The organism is Pseudomonas sp. NPDC090201, assembly GCF_044746825.1.
Taxonomy (GTDB): Bacteria; Pseudomonadota; Gammaproteobacteria; order Pseudomonadales; family Pseudomonadaceae; genus Aquipseudomonas; species Aquipseudomonas putida_AD.
The window spans coordinates 100,735-118,932 of record NZ_JBIVCX010000005.1 but is presented as its reverse complement, the minus strand read 5'-3'; the positions used below and the strand labels follow the sequence as shown (position 1 = coordinate 118,932).

At 61.7% G+C, this 18,198-nt stretch carries 14 protein-coding genes; 3 read left to right on the top strand and 11 right to left on the bottom strand.

Annotated elements, in window-relative coordinates:
• Positions 1 to 30 precede the first annotated feature (30 nt).
• The 5 genes from ACIPOO_RS16920 to ACIPOO_RS16900 all read right to left on the bottom strand — a co-directional run bounded on the left by ACIPOO_RS16920 (position 31) and on the right by ACIPOO_RS16900 (position 7,111).
• Positions 31 to 2,487 (bottom strand): TonB-dependent siderophore receptor, encoded by a 2,457-nt coding sequence (locus ACIPOO_RS16920; RefSeq protein ID WP_400608647.1) that lies wholly within the window; start codon positions 2,485 to 2,487, stop codon positions 31 to 33.
• Positions 2,488 to 2,704: 217 nt separating this feature from the next.
• Positions 2,705 to 3,694 carry a FecR family protein gene (locus ACIPOO_RS16915; protein ID WP_274131551.1) on the bottom strand — a complete coding sequence of 330 codons (990 nt, stop codon included), beginning with the start codon at positions 3,692 to 3,694 and terminating at the stop codon, positions 2,705 to 2,707.
• Entirely contained in the window at positions 3,691 to 4,209 is a 519-nt protein-coding gene (locus ACIPOO_RS16910; protein WP_400608646.1) for an RNA polymerase sigma factor, read from the bottom strand. The genes ACIPOO_RS16915 and ACIPOO_RS16910 overlap by 4 nt, the downstream gene beginning before the upstream one ends.
• Before the next feature lie 236 nt (positions 4,210 to 4,445).
• Positions 4,446 to 5,165 (bottom strand): PolC-type DNA polymerase III, encoded by a 720-nt coding sequence (locus ACIPOO_RS16905; protein ID WP_400608645.1) that lies wholly within the window; start codon positions 5,163 to 5,165, stop codon positions 4,446 to 4,448.
• Positions 5,166 to 5,176: 11 nt separating this feature from the next.
• Positions 5,177 to 7,111: a putative nucleotidyltransferase substrate binding domain-containing protein gene (locus tag ACIPOO_RS16900; protein ID WP_400608644.1), complete on the bottom strand. Its 1,935-nt coding sequence runs from the start codon at positions 7,109 to 7,111 to the stop codon at positions 5,177 to 5,179.
• Positions 7,112 to 7,322: 211 nt separating this feature from the next.
• Between ACIPOO_RS16900 and ACIPOO_RS16895 the strand changes: the two genes are divergently transcribed.
• Positions 7,323 to 7,769, top strand: coding sequence for a response regulator (locus tag ACIPOO_RS16895; RefSeq protein ID WP_400608643.1), 447 nt, complete (start codon positions 7,323 to 7,325; stop codon positions 7,767 to 7,769).
• Positions 7,770 to 7,940: 171 nt separating this feature from the next.
• Here ACIPOO_RS16895 and ACIPOO_RS16890 read toward each other — a convergent pair whose 3' ends face one another.
• Positions 7,941 to 10,118, bottom strand: a complete 2,178-nt coding sequence (locus ACIPOO_RS16890; RefSeq protein ID WP_274131546.1) for a malate synthase G — start codon at positions 10,116 to 10,118, stop codon at positions 7,941 to 7,943.
• Positions 10,119 to 10,592: 474 nt separating this feature from the next.
• On the opposite strand from ACIPOO_RS16890, the gene ACIPOO_RS16885 reads away from it, so the two are divergent.
• Complete coding sequence (locus ACIPOO_RS16885; protein WP_400608642.1) at positions 10,593 to 11,111, top strand: glycine cleavage system protein R; 519 nt, start codon at positions 10,593 to 10,595, stop codon at positions 11,109 to 11,111.
• A gap of 16 nt (positions 11,112 to 11,127) precedes the next feature.
• On the opposite strand, the gene rarD is transcribed toward ACIPOO_RS16885, so the two are convergent.
• The 5 genes from rarD to ACIPOO_RS16860 all read right to left on the bottom strand — a co-directional run bounded on the left by rarD (position 11,128) and on the right by ACIPOO_RS16860 (position 16,937).
• Positions 11,128 to 12,015, bottom strand: a complete 888-nt coding sequence (gene rarD / locus ACIPOO_RS16880) for an EamA family transporter RarD (protein ID WP_274131542.1) — start codon at positions 12,013 to 12,015, stop codon at positions 11,128 to 11,130.
• A 49-nt stretch (positions 12,016 to 12,064) separates the two neighbouring features.
• Positions 12,065 to 13,039 (bottom strand): serine/threonine protein kinase, encoded by a 975-nt coding sequence (locus ACIPOO_RS16875; RefSeq protein WP_274131541.1) that lies wholly within the window; start codon positions 13,037 to 13,039, stop codon positions 12,065 to 12,067.
• A 197-nt stretch (positions 13,040 to 13,236) separates the two neighbouring features.
• Positions 13,237 to 15,165, bottom strand: a complete 1,929-nt coding sequence (locus ACIPOO_RS16870; RefSeq protein WP_400608641.1) for a PhoX family protein — start codon at positions 15,163 to 15,165, stop codon at positions 13,237 to 13,239.
• Between the two features lie 105 nt (positions 15,166 to 15,270).
• The gene (locus ACIPOO_RS16865) at positions 15,271 to 16,035 is read right to left on the bottom strand and encodes a TOBE domain-containing protein (RefSeq protein ID WP_400608640.1); all 765 of its coding nucleotides are present in this window, start codon (positions 16,033 to 16,035) and stop codon (positions 15,271 to 15,273) included.
• A gap of 167 nt (positions 16,036 to 16,202) precedes the next feature.
• Complete coding sequence (locus tag ACIPOO_RS16860) at positions 16,203 to 16,937, bottom strand: ComF family protein (protein WP_400608639.1); 735 nt, start codon at positions 16,935 to 16,937, stop codon at positions 16,203 to 16,205.
• Between the two features lie 109 nt (positions 16,938 to 17,046).
• Here ACIPOO_RS16860 and bioB point away from each other — a divergent pair, with 109 nt between their 5' ends.
• Positions 17,047 to 18,102 carry a biotin synthase BioB gene (bioB, locus tag ACIPOO_RS16855; RefSeq protein ID WP_400608638.1) on the top strand — a complete coding sequence of 352 codons (1,056 nt, stop codon included), beginning with the start codon at positions 17,047 to 17,049 and terminating at the stop codon, positions 18,100 to 18,102.
• Positions 18,103 to 18,198 lie beyond the last annotated feature (96 nt).

The window sequence follows — 18,198 nt, the reverse complement described above, 5'->3', positions numbered from 1 at the left end:
CCTTGTTTTCAGCACTGGGAGTTTAAACGATTACCATTTGTAGTTCACGCTGGCGAGCACGTTGCGGCGATCCCCGAAGTAGCAATAGAAGCCGTCGCAGGTGGACAGGTATTCCTTGTCGAACACGTTGTTGGCGTTGACCGCAACGGTGACGCCCTTGAGCGAGCTGTTCATGCGGCCCAAGTCGTAATGAACTGCTGCGTCATAGACGGTGTAGGCGGGGCTGTGTCCATCGTCCTTGTCACGCACGAAACCCAGGCTGCCAATCGCGACGTTGTCGGTCTCGCCGATGTAACGCGCGCCGAAGCCCAGGCCGAAGCCATCGAGCAGGCCGGTGTGGAAGGTGTAGTCAGCCCAGACCGAGGCTGCGTTTTCCGGCGTCAGCGGCAGCGGACGGTTTTTGTCCAGCGGGTCGGTGACCTTGGTCATCTTGCTGTTGGCGTAGGTGTACGACGCGGTGACTTTCAGCTCTTCGGTGACGTTGCCCACCGCTTCCAGCTCAAAGCCGCGAACCTTGGCTTCGCCCAACGGGCGTGAAGTGCCGAAGGTGTCACTGAGCACGATGTCGCGGCGGGTCAGCTCGTATGCGGCAGCGGAGAACAGCAGATTGGTGCCTGGCGGCTGGTATTTGATGCCTGCTTCATACTGCTTGCCGGTACCGGGCTTGAACGCGTTGCTCTGGCCGCTCTGAACGTCTGCAGCGCCGCCTTGCTCGGCCTGGAACGACTCGGCATAGGAAATGTACGGCGTGAAGCCGGAATCGAACACATAGCTCAGCGCGGCGTTGCCGGTGAAGGCGCTGTCGGTGCGCTCGTCGCGGTCGTCGGCCAGGTTGTAGAAGCGCGTCTTGGTCTTGAGCAGGTCCTGGCGGCCGCCCAGTGTCAGGCGCCATTGATCCCGCTCCATCTGGTCCTGGATGTAGGCACCGAAGTTGTCGGTCTTCTGGTTGTAGTTCTGGAACGCGAAATAGTTGACGTTGCTGAAGTCCAGACCGTACGGGTGGGTGATGATGTTGCCGTCGGGCGCCGAGCCGAACAGCCATTTGTAGTTGTGGTTGACGCGCTGATAGTCAGCACCCAGCAACAGTTTGTGCTTGATCACGCCGGTGTCGAAGTTGGCTTCGAAGTTGTTGTCGAACGCGAACTGGCTGATGTCCTCGTTGACCACGTTTGCGCCACGGGAAAGGGTCCCGTCGTCAGCAACGGCGAAGGCACTGCCGCCCGAAGTAATGGTCTGGAACGACAGGTCGCTCTTGGTGTAGCGCAGGTTCTGCCGGAACTGCCAGACATCGTTGATTCGATGCTCGAAGGCGTAGCCCAGCGAGTAATAGGTCCTGTCGTAGAATTCCCAGTCCGGATCGCCCAGGTTCTCGTGAGCACCGACCTTGCCCGCCGGCGTGGACAGGCGAGTGCCCTGCAACGGCAGGAACTGGCTCGTTGCGCCCGTATCGTCACGGGTGAACATGCTGAGGAACGTCAGCTTGGTGTCCGGATCGATGTTCCAGGTCAGGCTGGGAGCGATGTTGTAGCGCTTGTCGTCGATGTGATCGACAGTGGTGCCGCTGTCACGGACCACGCCACTGACGCGGTATTCGAAATTGTCGGCGTCATCGATCTTGCCGGTGCTGTCGAAGCTGATCTGCTTGCGGTTGTAGCTGCCCACCTGGACCTGCACTTCGTGGCTGGCTTCGGCCTGTGGACGTCGGCTGACCATGTCCACCAAGCCGCCCGGTGGCGTCTGGCCGTAAACCGAGGAAGCAGGGCCGCGCAGTACGGCGACGCGCTCCAGGTCCCAGGTTTCCATCTTCGGCATCACGTAGGCGCCTTTGGGCAGCGGCAGGCCGTCGAGGAATTGCGTTGGCTCGAAGCCGCGGATCTTCAGCCATTCGGCGCGGCTGTCGCTACCGTAGCTGCTGGCGACGACCCCGGGCATGTAACGAACGGCGTCGTCCAGGTTCTGTACTGCGCGATCCTGCATTTGCTCGCGGGTGGCCACGGAAATCGAGCGCGGTGCTTCGGCCAGCGCGGTGTCGGTCTTGGTGCCCGCTGCGGTACGACCTGCGGCATAACCCTCGGCCGGCCCCCACGCACTTTCAATGTTGTCCTGGCGCGCCTGAATGCTGGTCTCCGGCAGTGCCATCACACCTTCGGGCGCCGGAACCAGGCCGTATGTGCCTGCTGTGGTCTGGCTCAGTTGCAGCCCGGTGCCGCGCAGTGCCTGGGCCATTGCGCCCGGTGCGTCGAACTGCCCCTGAACCGGCGCCGACGTACGGCCAGCGGCCAGTGCCGGGTCCAGCGACAGCGCGATGCCAGCCTGGCTTGCGATCTGGGTCAGGGTGGTGGACAGCGGCGCCGCCGGCAGGTTGTAGGCGCGAACGCTGGAAGCCTGGGAGGCTGCCAGGACCTGCGAGCTGGCCAGCGGTGCGGCGAGTGCGACGGCGACGGCCAGCAGGCTCGGTCGCAGAAGGGTTTGAAGCGTGCGGGACATGGGCGGGCTCCTGAGTGGATAGTGTTCTCAATGCCTATGTGCCGGACGAGATTTGAAAAGTGATAGGGCCTAATCGAAAATAATTTAGATTTACAATTTAAGAATCTACCCACCATCCCGTAGCAGCACGGCTTGCCGGCGGGGGCGGTGTGTCAGGCAAAACATGTGTGGCTGATACACCGCCCCCGCCGGCAAGCCGTGCTGCTACAGAAGTGGCTTAAAGCTTGTGGGTTTGCTTCACGTCGCTGGCAATCACCGTGACCCACCAATGGGTGCGCTGCTCGATGGCCACCGGCAGCGTCGGCATCAAAGCCTTGAGGGCGAGGTCAGTATCGTTGAGCGGAAAACTGCCGGTGATGCGCAAGTCGGCAACGTCCGAAGCGACCCCAAGATAGCCGGAGCGATAACGGCCAAGCTCCGCGATCACATCCTTGAGCGCCGCGTTGTCGACCACCAGCATCCCGCGGGTCCAGGCGTCGGCGCCGGGATCGAGTGCCAGCATCGGCCCCAGGCTGTGACGCTGGATCAGCATCTGCTGGCCTTCATGCAGGATCATTTCGTTGCCGGCCGCCTGCGGGTGAGCCGCCACCGCCGATTGCAACACGCTCAACAGCGTCCCGTCGTCCCTTCGCTTGACCAGAAATTTCGTACCCAATGCGCGCATCTGTCCTTCATCGGTTTCAACGATGAAAGGGCGCGGGTCGTCGTGGCTGCCGGTTTCGACGAAGATTTCGCCTTCCTGAAGGATGATCCGACGTTGTTTGTCATCGAATCGCACATCCAGCGCGCTGTGGGTATTAAGGCGGACCAGGGTGTTGTCCGACAGGCGAATGGTGCGTTGCTCGCCAGTGGCGGTGCGTTGGTCCGCCAGCCAGTAGCTGACGGGCAGGTAGCGTTCCCCCGCGAGCAGCGTCAGGCCTAGCGCCACGGCGAAACCGGCGACGCCGCGCCCGAGCTTGCGCATCTGCCGGCCTACGCCATCGCGCGAACGCAGCAACGCCGAACGGGCGGGGCCGGTGGTGCCCACGAAACGCTGGTCGACCATGCCCAACTGCAACCAGGCGCGTGCGTGCTCTTCGCTGGCGGCGTACCATTTGGCAAACTCTTCGCGGTCAGTGTCGCTGCCTTGGCCGCAATCCAGGCACAACTGCCAGGCGATGGCGGCATCCAGTACCTGCGATGAAACCGGACGTGTGCTGATGCTCATGTCGGCTCGCCGTACAGCGCGATGTAGCACTGGCGCATGCCCTGGGCCAGGTACTGGCGCACGCGGGGCACGGACACGCCGATCTTCTCGGCGATTTCGCCGTGGCTCAGGCCGTCGAGACGGTTATAAAGGAAGGCTGCCCGTGCCTTGCTCGACAGTTTGCCGAGCATCCGGTCGATGGCCTTCAGGTCTTCGATAATGAGTTGCTGTTCTTCGAGCGAAGGTTGTTCGGCCTCCGGGATCAGCATCAATTCGTTGAGGTAGGCCTGTTCCAGTGCGGCGCGGCGGAAATAGTCGAACAACAGACCCTTGGCCACCTGAACCAGAAACGCCCGGGGTTCGCGCGGCTCGGCCAGTTGATCCCGCCCCAGCAGACGAACGAAGGTGTCCTGGCTCAAGTCCTCGGCGCGATGAGGACAGGCGACGTTGCGGCGTAGCCATGCGAGCAACCAGCTGCGATGGTCGCGATAGAGCGTTCCGACAAGCTGTTGCTGATGACTTTGAATGGACGACACGTACGCACCGAAGAGAACAAAGTAATTAACGAGAATTATTCGCGATTGTGTCAGAGCGTTCAAATGCTGGCAATTGGTCGTTACAGGAAGTTGCTGAACGGTTACTCAAGGAAATATTGGCCCCGTAGCAGCACGGCTTGCCGGCGGGGCGGTGTGTCAGTCAACCCATCATTGGCTGACACACCGCCCCCGCCGGCAAGCCGTGCTGCTACGAACAGCGGATTAATCGATGTGGCTCAGAACGAATGCGACTGCTGCCGGCGGCGCCATTTGCCCAAGGCTTGCTCCAGTTGCAGCGGGCTGTCCATGTCCTGGCGCCTGGCATGGCTGAACAGGATCAGCGCCAGTTCTGCGGTCACCAAGGCATCGGCGCTGGCGTTGTGGCGCTCGCCGGCGTGCAGGCCGAAGAATGCGGTCCAGTCATCCAGCCCCGCCTGCCGCAGGCAGGCTTGCGGGAAGAGCAGCGGGGCGATCTCGGCCACGTCGAGAAACGGGTGTTGCAGGCGATAACCCAGGCTTTCCTTCAAGGCACGCCCCAGCATGTGCTGATCGAACGGCGCATGAAACGCCAGCAGCGGGCTGTCCCCGACGAACTCCATGAAATCCAGCAAGGCCTCCACCGGCTCGCTGCCTGCGGCAATCGCGCTGGGGCCCAGGCCGTGGATCAGCACGCTGGGGCCGAGTTTGTGGTCGGGCCGTGAGAGGGTGCGTTCGAACTGCTGCCCCAGATCGATGGCGCCGTCCTCGATGACCACGGCGCCGATGGACAGCACCTGGTCGCGGTTCATGTTCAGGCCACTTGTTTCAAGGTCCAGCATCACCCAGCGTTGCTGGCGCAACGGATGCCCGCCCAAGGCGCTCGCGCGGGGCAACTGGCTCAGGCGCAGCAGTTGCTCGGCGGTGAGGTCCGCGCCCTTGGCGGGTCGGTTGGGCTTGAGCCATTGAAACAGGTTCATGATCGGGTCGCTTAAAGTTGATAACGCAGGGTCAGGCTGGTCTGCAGGCGCTGCGCCTGACGGAACGATTCACGCAGGATCCGGCGGTCCAGATGGTTGAGCACGTCCGGGTCGATACGGTTGGAGTAGGGCAGGTTCTGACGGCTCTGCTGCTGGTGCTGCTGCATGCGCGTCTGCTGGATGAAGTGATAGGCCTCCTCATAGGCTGCGCCGTCCAGCCGGTCGATGACTTCTTTGGCCACCAGTTGGCGCAACCGTTCAAGGGTGTTGTTGGCGGTCACGCCGTTGGCCAGCGCCAGCAGGCGGGCGCCATCGACAAAGGGCGTCAGGCCCTGGGTCTTGAGGTCCAGGGTGTCTTTCTCGCTGCCCTTGCGTGCCACCACGAAATCCTTGAAGCGCCCTACCGGCGGACGCTGGCGCAAGGCGTTGTCGGCCATCATGCGCTGGAACAGCCGGTTGTCGGCGACCTGCGCCAGAATGCTCTGGCGCAATTGTTCGCCACCGCTCTCGTCGCCCCAGACCACTCGCAGGTCGAAATAGATGCTCGACGACAGCAGGTTCTCCGGCGTCGCCTCACGAATGAACGCACTGAAGCGTCGCGCCCACTCCAGGCGCGACAGGCACAGTTCGGGGTTGCTGGCCATGATCCCACCCTTGCACAGGGTAAAGCCGCATTGGGCCAGGCTCTGGTTGATGCGCTCGGCGATGGGCAGCAGCTTGCCGCGAATCTCGGCGGCTTCGGCAGCATCCTTGGCTTCGAACAGGATGCCGTTGTCCTGATCGGTGTGCAGCGTCTGTTCGCGGCGGCCTTCGCTGCCGAAGCACAGCCAGCTGAACGGGATGCCGGGGTCGCCTTTCTCTTGCAGCGTCAGCTCGATCACCCGGCAAACCATGTGGTCGTTGAGCAGGGTGATGATGTGGGTGATCTGCGTCGATGAGGCGCCGTGGGCAAGCATGCGGTCCACCAGTTGCACGATGTCGCCGCGCAGGTTGCTCAGGGATTCGATGCGCGGCGCGTTGCGGATGGTCCGGGCCAGGTGCACCAGATCCACCCGTTGCAGGGAAAACAGGTCGCGCTCGGACACCACGCCGCACAGGCGCTGATCCTCCACCAGGCATACGTGAGCGATGTGCCGCTCGGTCATGGCGATCGCTGCATCGAACGCGCTGGCGTCGGGGCTCAGGTAAAACGGCGCCTGGATCATGCTGCGTTCGATGGGCTGGCCGAAGTCGGCGTTGACGTCCGCCACCACCTGGCGCAGGTCGCGCAAGGTGAAGATGCCCAGTGGCGCCTTCGCCTCGTCGACGATCACGATGCTGCCGACCTGTTGCTCGTCCATCTGCCGCACGGCCTCGCGCAGCGGTGTCTGGGGCGAGCAGGTCACGGGGTGACGCATGGCCAGTTCGCCCAGTCGCGTATTCAACGAATATTGCGTGCCGAGTGTAAGCGCAGCCTTCTGCTTGACCTGTTGGTTCACCTGTTCCAGCAGGCTGCTGACGCCGCGCAGGGCGAAATCGCGAAAGGTGCTGGAGAGGGCGAACAGCTTGATGAACGCCTGCTTGTTCAGTTGCAGGCAAAAGGTGTCTTCGGCCGCCAGATGCTCGGTGCGGGTGGCGCGTTCGCCCAGCAGTGCGGCAAGGGGGAAACACTCGCCGGTGGTGATTTCAAAGGTGGTTTCGGTGCCGCCCTTGGCCGTATGCGGGCGTTCGCCCACGACGCGGCCCTGTTTGACGATATAAAAGTGCTCTACTGGCCCATCGCCAGGCTTGATGATGCTCTCATGCGTAGCGTAGAAACGTAGCTGGCACTGTTCAACCAGATAGGCCAGATGGGCGTTCTCCATCTGATTGAATGGCGGGAATTTTTGCAGAAATTGCATCGTGCCGTGAATGTTCTGCAACACGGCTGTCTTGCCTGCCTGGGTAAAAGCGTCGGCTTTGCTCATGACCGGTACCACTTGTTTTTATAGCGCCATGGTCGACCGCTTATCGGGCAGTGCCCATTGGACGTAAGTCTTAGGTGATGGAAAGTCGTTGGAGTGCTTCGCTTAACCTCGACGAAGGCCGTCCTGGCCTGGCATGACGCCGACGTAGTGTGCAGCGCACGCATTGTGTTTGCGCTGTCGGAATGAGAGTCGACAGGAAGATGAGACGGGTATGTTCGATCACGACATTTTGAGTGATGAAGAGCGCGATGCCCTCAATGAGGTCATGCTGGCGCCGCAGTCGCAATCACCACAACGGGTGCTGATCGTCGACGATGACAAGGATGCGCGGGAAATACTGGCCGAAATCCTCAGTCTCAACGACATCAGCTGCATCACCGCAGCCGGCGGCACCAGCGCGATGCATCTGCTGGAAACCCGACCGTCAATTGCCTTGCTGATCACCGATCTGCGCATGGCGCCGTGCGACGGGCTGGACCTGATTCGCCGGGTGCGCGACTCCGATCGCGCCGCGCTGCCGATCATCATCGTTTCAGGCGACGCCCATGTGCGCGATGCCATTGATGCGATGCACCTGAGCGTGCTGGATTTCCTGCTCAAGCCGATCAATACCAAGCAGCTGGTGCGGTTGGTGAGGCGGGAATTGGGGATGAGCTGAACGCAGCACCCTGTAGGATCGCGCTTGCCCGCGACGGCTATCAACCTGTGCCGCATGGGTTGGCTGATACGACGCCGTCGCGGGCAAGCGCGCTCCTACAGTGATTGGAAAGCGCCAATAAAAAAGGCGGTGCGTCCCGAGACGCACCGCCTTTTTGTTTTCCCGGCCGGTTTACAGGCCGTTCTTCGCCTTGAACTCACGACGGCGGCGGTGCAGCACCGGCTCCGTGTAGCCGTTTGGCTGTTTGGTGCCCTCGATCACCAGTTCGACCGCCGCCTGGAAGGCGATGTTGCTGTCGAAGTCCGGCGCCAGCGGGCGATACAGCGAGTCGCTGGCGTTCTGACGATCCACCACCGGCGCCATGCGCTTGAGGCTTTCCATCACTTGCTGCTCGTTGACCACGCCGTGACGCAGCCAGTTGGCGATGTGCTGGCTGGAAATACGCAGCGTGGCGCGGTCTTCCATCAGGCCGACATCGTTGATGTCCGGCACTTTCGAGCAACCCACGCCCTGGTCGATCCAGCGCACCACGTAACCGAGGATGCCCTGGGAATTGTTGTCCAGTTCGTTCTGGATCTCTTCAGGCGTCCAGTTGGTGTTCGGCGCCAGCGGGATGGTCAGGATGTCATCGACCGAAGCCGGCGCACGCTGGGCCAATTCGGCCTGGCGGGCAAACACGTCGACCTTGTGGTAATGCAGCGCGTGCAGCGCCGCTGCGGTCGGCGACGGCACCCAGGCGGTGTTGGCACCGGCCAGCGGGTGGGCGATCTTCTGTTCCAGCATCGCGGCCATCAGGTCCGGCATGGCCCACATGCCTTTGCCGATCTGCGCACGACCCTGCAGGCCGCACTTGAGACCGATATCGACGTTGGAGTTTTCGTAGGCGCCGATCCACTTCTCGGCCTTCATCTGCGCCTTGCGCACCACGGGACCGGCTTCCATGGAGGTGTGGATTTCATCGCCGGTGCGGTCCAGAAAACCGGTGTTGATGAACACCACGCGCTCGCTGGCCGCCTTGATACAGGCCTTGAGGTTGACCGTGGTGCGGCGTTCCTCGTCCATGATCCCGACTTTCAGCGTGTTGCGCGGCAGGCTCAGCACGTCTTCGATGCGACCGAACAGCTCGTTGGTGAACGCCGCTTCTTCCGGGCCGTGCATCTTCGGCTTGACGATGTACAGCGAAGCCTTGCGGCTGTTGGCGCGCGAGGTATTGCCCTTGAGGTTGTGGATCGCCGCCAGGCTGGTCAGCAGGCCGTCGAGAATGCCTTCCGGCACTTCATTGCCCTGATTGTCGAGGATCGCGTCGATGGTCATCAGGTGACCGACGTTGCGCACGAACAGCAGCGAACGGCCGTGCAGCGTCACCGCTTCGCCTTTTGGCGAGGTGTATACGCGGTCCGGGTTCATGGTGCGGGTGAAGCTCGCGCCGCCCTTGGAGACTTCCTCGGACAGGTCGCCCTTCATCAGGCCCAGCCAGTTGCGGTAGACCACCACCTTGTCGTCGGCGTCTACGGCGGCGATGGAGTCTTCGCAGTCCATGATGGTGGTCAGCGCAGCTTCCATCAGCACGTCTTTCACACCCGCGGCGTCGGTCTGGCCGACGGGGCTTGTGGCGTCGATCTGAATCTCGAAGTGCAGGCCGTTGTGCTTGAGCAGGATGGCAGTCGGCGCCGAAGCGTCGCCCTGGAAGCCGATCAGTTGCGCGTCGTCACGCAGGCCGGTATTGCTGCCGCCTTTCAAGCCGACGATCAGCACGCCATCGACGATCTTGTAGCTGGTGGAATCGACGTGGGAGCCAGCAGCCAGTGGCGCGGCGTCGTCGAGGAAGGCGCGGGCGAAGGCGATGACCTTGTCACCGCGAACCTTGTTGTAGCCTTTGCCTTTTTCGGCGCCGCCTTCTTCGCTGATGGCATCGGTGCCGTACAGCGCGTCGTACAGCGAACCCCAGCGGGCGTTAGACGCGTTGAGGGCGAAACGGGCGTTCATCACCGGCACGACCAGTTGCGGGCCGGCCATGGTGGCGATTTCTTCATCGACGTTTTGCGTCGTCACGTGGAAGTCCGCTGCTTCTGGCAGCAGATAACCGATTTCCTGCAGGAAAGCCTTGTATGCCGAGGCGTCGTGGGCCTTGCCGGCATTGGACTGGTGCCAGGCGTCGATGCGCGCCTGCAAGTCATCACGTTTGGCGAGCAGGGCTTTGTTCTTCGGTGCCAGCTCGTGGATGAGCTTGTCGGCACCGGCCCAGAAGGCCTCGGCTTGAATGCCGGTTCCGGGAATGGCTTCGTTGTTCACGAAATCCAGCAGGACTTTGGCGACCTTAAGGCCACCGACTTGAACGTGTTCAGTCATTGCTTGCCTCACTCTGCTCAGCTATCTGCGCCTCGATCACGGGCACAATCTTGTTAAAGCCATCGACATCGCCACTCGCCCTTGCCAGAACATGCCATCGCTGGCGGCTGGGCCGGGGCTGCAATCCCTGAACACGAAGCGACGTGCACAGCAGGTTTCAATGAATGGCGATGCTGGGTCAGGCATCGTTACAACGTTTATGTAGTGAACGCGGCGGAATACTACATGATGAGTTGCGGTGTGAGAATCAGACTAAATATGTCACCAATCGACTGGATTTTCACAAATGGTCACACCGCAGTTACGGATGTTCTCAAAAAGTTCATGAATTGTTCCAGAGAATTCTGAAAATGGTACACAAAATGTTTCCGCAGGAAGCAGTCAGGCGACGTCGGGGAGCTTGCCTATACTTGCCCGACAGCCGCGCAGGCACGCCTTGCAGCCTGCGGACATGCACAAGAAGAGGATTCGACCGTGGACCATCTCATCGTCACTGTATTTGCCCCTGACAAACCGGGGCAGGTCGAACAGATCGCGGCAACCATTGCAAATCACGGTGGCAATTGGCTGGAAAGCCGCATGACTCACATGGCCGGGCAGTTCGCCGGGATTCTGCGCGTGGGCGTACCCGCCGAGGCCCATGAACAACTGCGTGATGCGCTGGAGGGGTTGTCGAAGCACGGCATTCGCGTGCAATTCGCGGAAATCGGCATCGAGACGTCGTGCAGCTGGAAGCCGATCAGCATGGAACTGGTGGGCAATGACCGGCCAGGGATCGTGCGGGATGTCACGCGGCTGTTGACCGAGCAGGGGGTGAACGTCGAGCAGTTGGTGACCAACGTCGAGCCTGCGCCGATGAGCAGCGAGCCGCTGTTCCGGGCCAATGCCACGCTGGGACTACCGCTGACGTTATCGCTGGATGTGTTGCAGAAGCGCCTGGAAACCCTGGCCGATGACTTGATGGTGGAGTTGAAGTTGCGGGCCGACGAGTGATCGCCGGCCCGGGGTTTCATGCACGGCGGCGGGTGGTCAGCCAGGCATCGACGCTGTAGATGATCAGGCCTGCCCAGATGAAACCGAAAGTCACCTTGGTTGCGGCCGGCATGTGTTCGCCGAACATCAGCACCGCCAGCGACAGCACAAGCGTCGGCGCGATGTACTGCAAGAAGCCCAGCGTCGCATAAGGCAGGTGCCGTGCAGCTGCGTTGAAACACACCAGTGGCACCAGGGTGACCGGGCCGGCAGCCGCCAGCCACAGTGCTTCGGTGGTGCTCCAGAACTCGGGCTGCGCGCTGTGGGCCATGGGATTGAACAGCAACCAGCCAATGGCCAGTGGCACCAGAATCCAGGTTTCCACCACCAGCCCCGGCAACGCCGCCACCGGCGCCTTTTTGCGGATCAGTCCGTAGAAGCCGAAGCTGAAGGCCAGTGCCAGCGAAATCCAAGGCAGGCTGCCGACCTGCCAGACCTGTTGCGCCACGCCCACCAACGCCAGTATCACCGCCGCCCATTGCAGCGGCCGCAGTCGTTCGCGCAGCAGGACCATACCCAGCATCACGTTGATCAGCGGGTTGATGAAGTAACCCAGGCTGGCCTCGACCATGTGATTATTGTTCACCGCCCAGACATAGATCAGCCAGTTGGCGGCGATCAATGAACCGCTGCCGGCCAGGATCGCCAGCCGTTGCGGGTTGTCCCGCAGCTCGCGCCACCAGCCGGGGTGTTTCCACACCAGCAGCAGAAGCGAGCCGGAAATCGCCGACCAGATGGCCCGGTTGACGATGATTTCCAGCGCCGGTACGGAAGAAAGCAGCTTGAAGTAGATCGGGAACAATCCCCAGATGATGTAGGCAGTCAGGCCCAGAATGTACCCGCGACGCGGGTTGGCAGCTTGCATGGGTGGTCCTTCGGCAAGCCGTGCTGCTACGGACCGCATCAATGCGGGGTCAAAACAGCTTCAACGGCTCCTCGTTCAGCGCGGCCAGTTGCTCGCGCAGCGCCAGTACCTGGTCGCCCCAATACCGTTCGGTGCCGAACCAGGAAAAACTGTGCGGGAACGCCGGGTCGTCCCAGCGGCGGGCCAGCCAGGCGCTGTAATGCATCAGGCGCAGCGCCCGCAGTGGCTCGATCAGCGCGAGCTCGCGCGGATTGAAATCGTGGAATTCGTTATAGCCATCCATCAATTCCGACAACTGACTCAGGCAATCCTGACGATCGCCAGCGAGCATCATCCAGATGTCCTGCACCGCCGGGCCCATGCGGCAGTCGTCCAGATCGACGATATGAAAGATCTCGTCGCGAGTCATCATGTTGCCGGGATGACAGTCGCCGTGCATGCGGATGTTCTGATGCGGCGTGTTGGCGTAGGCATCTTCCACACGCTTGAGCAGATCCTTGGCCACCGATTCGTAGGCCGGGAGCAGGCTGCGGGGAATGACGTCGTTTTCCAGCAAATAGTTGAGCGAATTGTGACCAAAGTTCTGCACGCCCAGCGCTTCGCGGTGCTCGAACGGGCGGGTGGCGCCCACGGCGTGCATCCGGCCGAGCAACTGGCCCAGGCGATACAACTGGTCGAGATTGCCGGGCTCCGGCGCTCGTCCGCCGCGACGGGGGAACAGGGTGAAGCGAAAGCCCTGGTGCTCGAAGAGGGTCTGGCCGTTGTGTTCGAGGGGCGCGACGACGGGGATTTCCACCTCGGCAAGCTCGGCGGTGAAGCTGTGTTCTTCAAGGATGGCTTCGTTGGTCCAGCGTTCGGGGCGGTAGAACTTGGCGATCAGCGGCTGGCCATCGTCGATGCCGACCTGATAGACGCGGTTCTCGTAGCTGTTGAGCGCCAGAATGCGCGCGTCGCTGATAAAACCGATGCTTTCGACAGCGTCCAGCACCAGGTCAGGGGTGAGTGTTGCAAACGGGTGGGCCATGCTTACTCCTGCGCGCAGCAGGCTGCCGCGTCGGGCCAGTCATGGTAACTCAGGCGGGGAATGGCTGACACACATCTGATGGTCAGCCTTGCAGTTGTAGGAGCGCGCTTGCCCGCGAATGCGTCGTGTCAGCCAACCCATGCGGCACAGGCTGATAGCTGTCGCGGGCAAGCGCGCTCCTACAGGGGCGGCTTACGTCAAGCGCCGATTACCCCGCCGTCCTCCCGGGTAATCACCATCACCGAAGACCTCGGCTTGCCGTCGGGCAAATGCTCGGGGAAGGTCGAGCCGCCTTTCTCGCCGGGGTGCTGGATGCCGACGAACATCGCCTTCTGATCCGGCGCGAAGCTGATGCCGGTCACCTCACAACCCACAGGACCTACCATGAAACGGCGGATTTCACCGCTGGCCGGGTCTGCGCAGAGCATCTGGTTGTTGCCCATGCCCGCGAAGTCGCCGGCGTTGGAGTAATCGCCATCGGTGAGAATCCACAACCGCCCGGCCTTGTCGAAACCAAGGCCGTCCGGGCTGTTGAACATGTTCTGTGGCGTGATATTGCTGGAACCTGCCTGGGGTTTTCCGGCGTGCGCCGTGGGGTTGCCGGCCACGACGAACAGATCCCAGGCGAAGTCCATGGACGCCGCATCCGAAGCCTTTTCCTGCCAGCGCAGAATCTGCCCGTATTGGTTCTTTTCACGCGGGTTCGGGCCGCCCACCGGTTGGCCGTCTTCACCGCGCTTGGCGTTGTTGGTCAGCGTGCAGTAGACCTGGCCATCCTTGGGGCTGACCACGATCCACTCCGGGCGATCCATGCGTGTGGCCTTGACCACACTGGCGGCCAGACGCGCATGAATCAGCACTTCAGCCTGGTTGGCAAAGCCGCTCGAGGCATCGATGCCGTTCTTGCCGTGGGTCAGCTCGATCCACTTCCCTTGCCCCTTGGGGTGATCGGGGTTGCTGTCGCCGTTATCGAACTGCGCCACGTACAGGGTGCCGTGGTCGAGAATGTCGCGGTTGGCCTTGGGATTCTTGTGGTCGACCTTGTCGCGGCTGATGAACTTGTAGATGAACTCGCCACGTTCGTCGTCGCCCATGTACACCACGACGCGGCCATCCTTGGTTTCGGTCAGCGCAGCGTTCTCGTGTTTGAAGCGGCCCAGTGCCGTGCGCTTGACCGGCGTGGATTTGGGGTCGAACGGGTCGATTTCCACCACCCAGCCGTGGCGGTTGAATTCGTTGGGGTTCTTCGCCACGTCAAAGCGTTCGTTGTGCGGGTGCCAGTTCACTTCCTTGCTGGTCGCGACCACGCCATAGCGTTTGGCGGCTGCGTCGAACTTCTGTGCAGGATCGCTGCTGCCGAAGCAGTCGGTGAAGTTCTCTTCGCACGTCAGATAAGTGCCCCAGGGCGTCTTGCCGTTGGCGCAGTTCTGGAAGGTGCCGAGAACGGTCTTGCCGGTTTTGTCGGCGGCGGTCTTTAGCCATTCATGGCCAGCAGCGGGGCCGCTCAGGTGAATCGGCGAATTGCCGTGGATGCGGCGGTTGTATTTGGAGCCTTGCAAGAACTTCCACTGGTCGCCTTCGCGCTTCACTTCGATCACCGAAACGCCTTCGCTGGCCAAGGCCTTGTGCACGTCGTCGGCGGATTGCGGATCCTTGCCGTGGTCGAACAGGTAGCGGTAGTTGGTATATTCGTTGTTGATCGCCATCAGCGCGCGGGTGGCGGTGTTGGCGTTATCGCCAGGAAAGGTGAACAGGCTCATGCCGTCGTTGTTGTCGCCGAACTGCAGCTCCTGGGCCTTGGCCGTGCCCTTGCCGCTCGGATCGAACGCCGGACCGCCCGCGTGCAGCGGCTGGCCCCAACTGATCAGAACAGAAGACTTGTAGCCCGGTGGCAGGCTGATGCTGTCGGCGGTGGCGGCAGGAATGCTGTCGAAACCCAGCAAGGCGCTGTTGCCGGCGCTCACACTGGCAGCCATTACGCTGCGGCTGAGCAGGTTGCCGCCCATGAACATCGCGGCACCGCACAGGGCCCCCGCGCTGATGAAGCCTCGGCGGGTCATGCCCACGCTGTTCTGTTGCACCAGTGTTTCGAGGTCGGTGGACTGGTTTTCTTCGAGTAGTTTCATCACGGGCTTCCTGCGGTTTTTGCCGCAAACCATATTCAGCCCGGATGACGTTATTGTGTCCGCCTCATGACGGCCATTGGCCTGCTTTCTGGCCGTTTGCCGATGCTACAGCGGCGTGCCAATGAGCACGTTGGACGGCGCGAACTGCACCTGAATATCGCTGCCCACCTTGAGTTTCAAGGCGCGGAGGTGATCGGCCTCGGCCAGCGCACAGAGCTTCTGGCCACTGGGCAGGACGATTCTGACCTCGCTTGGGCCATCGTCCGCATCGAGAATTTCATCGATTTTGCCGTTCAAACAATTGTGTCCAGTTGTTGCGGACTGCCCAGAGGCAAGCAATTCCAGCCAGCCGGCCTTGATCAGAGCGAACACGTCGGTGCCTGCTTCAAGCCCAAGACGCAGTGTGCTGTCATGGGTGATCTGGGCCTGAATCTCAAGCCCGCCGGACAGTTGCATACCGATCATGTCATTGCGCCCGAGGGCTGTGATATCCACCACCTGGCCATGCAACTGATTGCGCGCGCTGGTGCGCAACATCAAGCGACTGAGCAGCGCCAGATCGCCGGATTCCTCAGGACTTTCCAGCAACTGGGCCTGAAGCGCCTGCAAACGCTGATAAAGCTGCAACACCCGCTCACCTTCCTGGGAAAGCTTCGCACCACCGCCGCCACGGCCGCCCACACTGCGCTCGACCAGTGGCTTCTGCGCCAGGTTGTTCAGCTCATCGATGGCATCCCACGCCGCCTTGTAACTCAACCCCGCGCTCTTCGCCGCCCGGGTGATCGAACCCTGCTCGGCGATGTGCTGCAACAGCGCAATGCGATGTGGCCGGCGGACCATGTGTTGGGTGAGGGAGGGGGGTAGGGACATGTCGGGCAGATTTTTTCTGGAAGGTGTGGCGTAGGAGTTTAAGGCAAAAATGAATCTACGGTCCGCAGGTATTGTAGGAGCGCGCTTGCCCGCGACCGCGGTCCGCCTGCCACAGATAGGCCGGCTGACGTGGCGCAATCGCGGGCAAGCGCGCTCCTACTGAGCCATCAGTCACCAGGCTTTGGGGTACGCGCCAGGCAATACACGTCCACTCGCCTTGCACCCGCCTGAATCAACAACCTGGCCAATGCATCGGCGGTAGATCCGGTGGTGAGAACGTCGTCGATCAGGGCGATGTGCAGGTCTGTCACGGTCGAGGGCCCGGTCAAGGCGAACGCGCCCTGCAGATTGCGCTTGCGGGCCTTGGCGTCCAGGCCTTGCTGGGCCGGGGTTTCCTTGACGCGTTTTATCAGCCTTTCATTCACTGGAAGTTTCAGCGCCTGGCCTAGCCAGTGAGCAATCATTGCCGCCTGGTTGTAACCGCGCTGGCGCATTCTCTTGCTGGAAAGCGGCACCGGGATCAGCACGTCCGGCGGTTGCAGGCCTTCTTCAAAGCGGTGCAGCAGGTTGTGTGCGAGCAACTCGGTGAGCAATCGGCCGAGCGGCCACTTGCTCTGGTGCTTGAAGCGTGTGACCAGCGCGTCGATGGGGAAGTCGTACTGCCACGGCACGATGACTTCATTGAAGGCCGGGGGCTGGCGGGTGCATTGCGCGCAGGTCAGCCCCGACATCGGCATGGGCAGTGCGCAGCACTCGCAAGGGTCGATGAGCCAGGGAAGCTCGCTCTCGCATGGCGTGCAGATCGGGCTGATGGAATCGGTCGGTTCGTCGCACAGCAGACACGTCTGTACGTTTTTTAACCAGATGTAAACCTGATGCCCGTTGCGAGGTTGACAGCGCATGCCGCTTCCTTAAATATGCCGAACATCCGTGTTGCGCCTGTGGACTTTATGGTTTTGCCGAGTGAGCCAAACCGCCCGGGTAGTCGCCAAATACATCAAGGAGCCGCCCATGAGCGCCAGCATCAATGCCACTTTGCGTCACGACTGGACCTTAGCCGAAGTCAGGGCGCTGTTTACACAGCCCTTCAATGACCTGCTGTTTCAGGCGCAAACCGTGCATCGCGCTCACTTCGACGCCAACCGCGTTCAGGTCTCGACCCTGCTGTCGATCAAGACCGGCGCCTGCCCCGAAGACTGCAAGTACTGCCCTCAGTCCGGTCACTACAACACCGGCCTTGAGAAAGAAAAACTGATGCAGGTCCAGCAGGTGCTGGAAGAAGCCGCCCGGGCCAAGGCCATCGGTTCGACGCGTTTCTGCATGGGCGCCGCCTGGAAGCATCCGTCGGCCAAAGACATGCCGTACGTGCTGGAGATGGTCAAGGGCGTGAAAGCCATGGGCCTGGAAACCTGCATGACCCTGGGCAAGCTCGATCAGGATCAGACCAAGGCCCTGGCTGATGCCGGCCTGGACTACTACAACCACAACCTCGACACCTCGCCGGATTTCTACACCAGCATCATCACCACCCGCACCTACAGCGAGCGTCTGCAGACCCTGGCCTACGTGCGCGATGCGGGCATGAAGATCTGCTCCGGCGGCATCCTGGGCATGGGCGAGTCGCTGGACGACCGCGCCAACCTGCTGATCCAGCTGGCCAACCTGCCTGAGCATCCTGAGTCGGTGCCGATCAACATGCTGGTCAAGGTTGCCGGTACTCCGCTGGCCAACGCCGAAGACGTCGATCCGTTCGATTTCATCCGCATGCTGGCCGTGGCGCGCATCCTGATGCCGCAATCCCACGTGCGTCTGTCGGCAGGTCGCGAGGCCATGAATGACCAGATGCAGGCCCTGGCGTTCTTCGCCGGTGCCAACTCGATTTTCTACGGCGACAAGCTGCTGACCACCGCCAACCCGCAGGCCGACAAGGACATGCTGCTGTTCTCGCGTCTGGGCATCCAGCCCGAAGCCCGCGAAGAGCATTCCGATGAAGTGCACCAGGCGGCCATCGAGCAGGCGCTGATCGAACAGCAGAGCAGCGAGATGTTTTACGACGCGGCTGTCTGAAATCACACAGCCCCCTTGTAGGAGCGCGCTTGCCCGCGACGGCGGCGTGTCAGTCGCACATCCGTCACAGACACATCGCGGTCGCGGGCAAGCGCG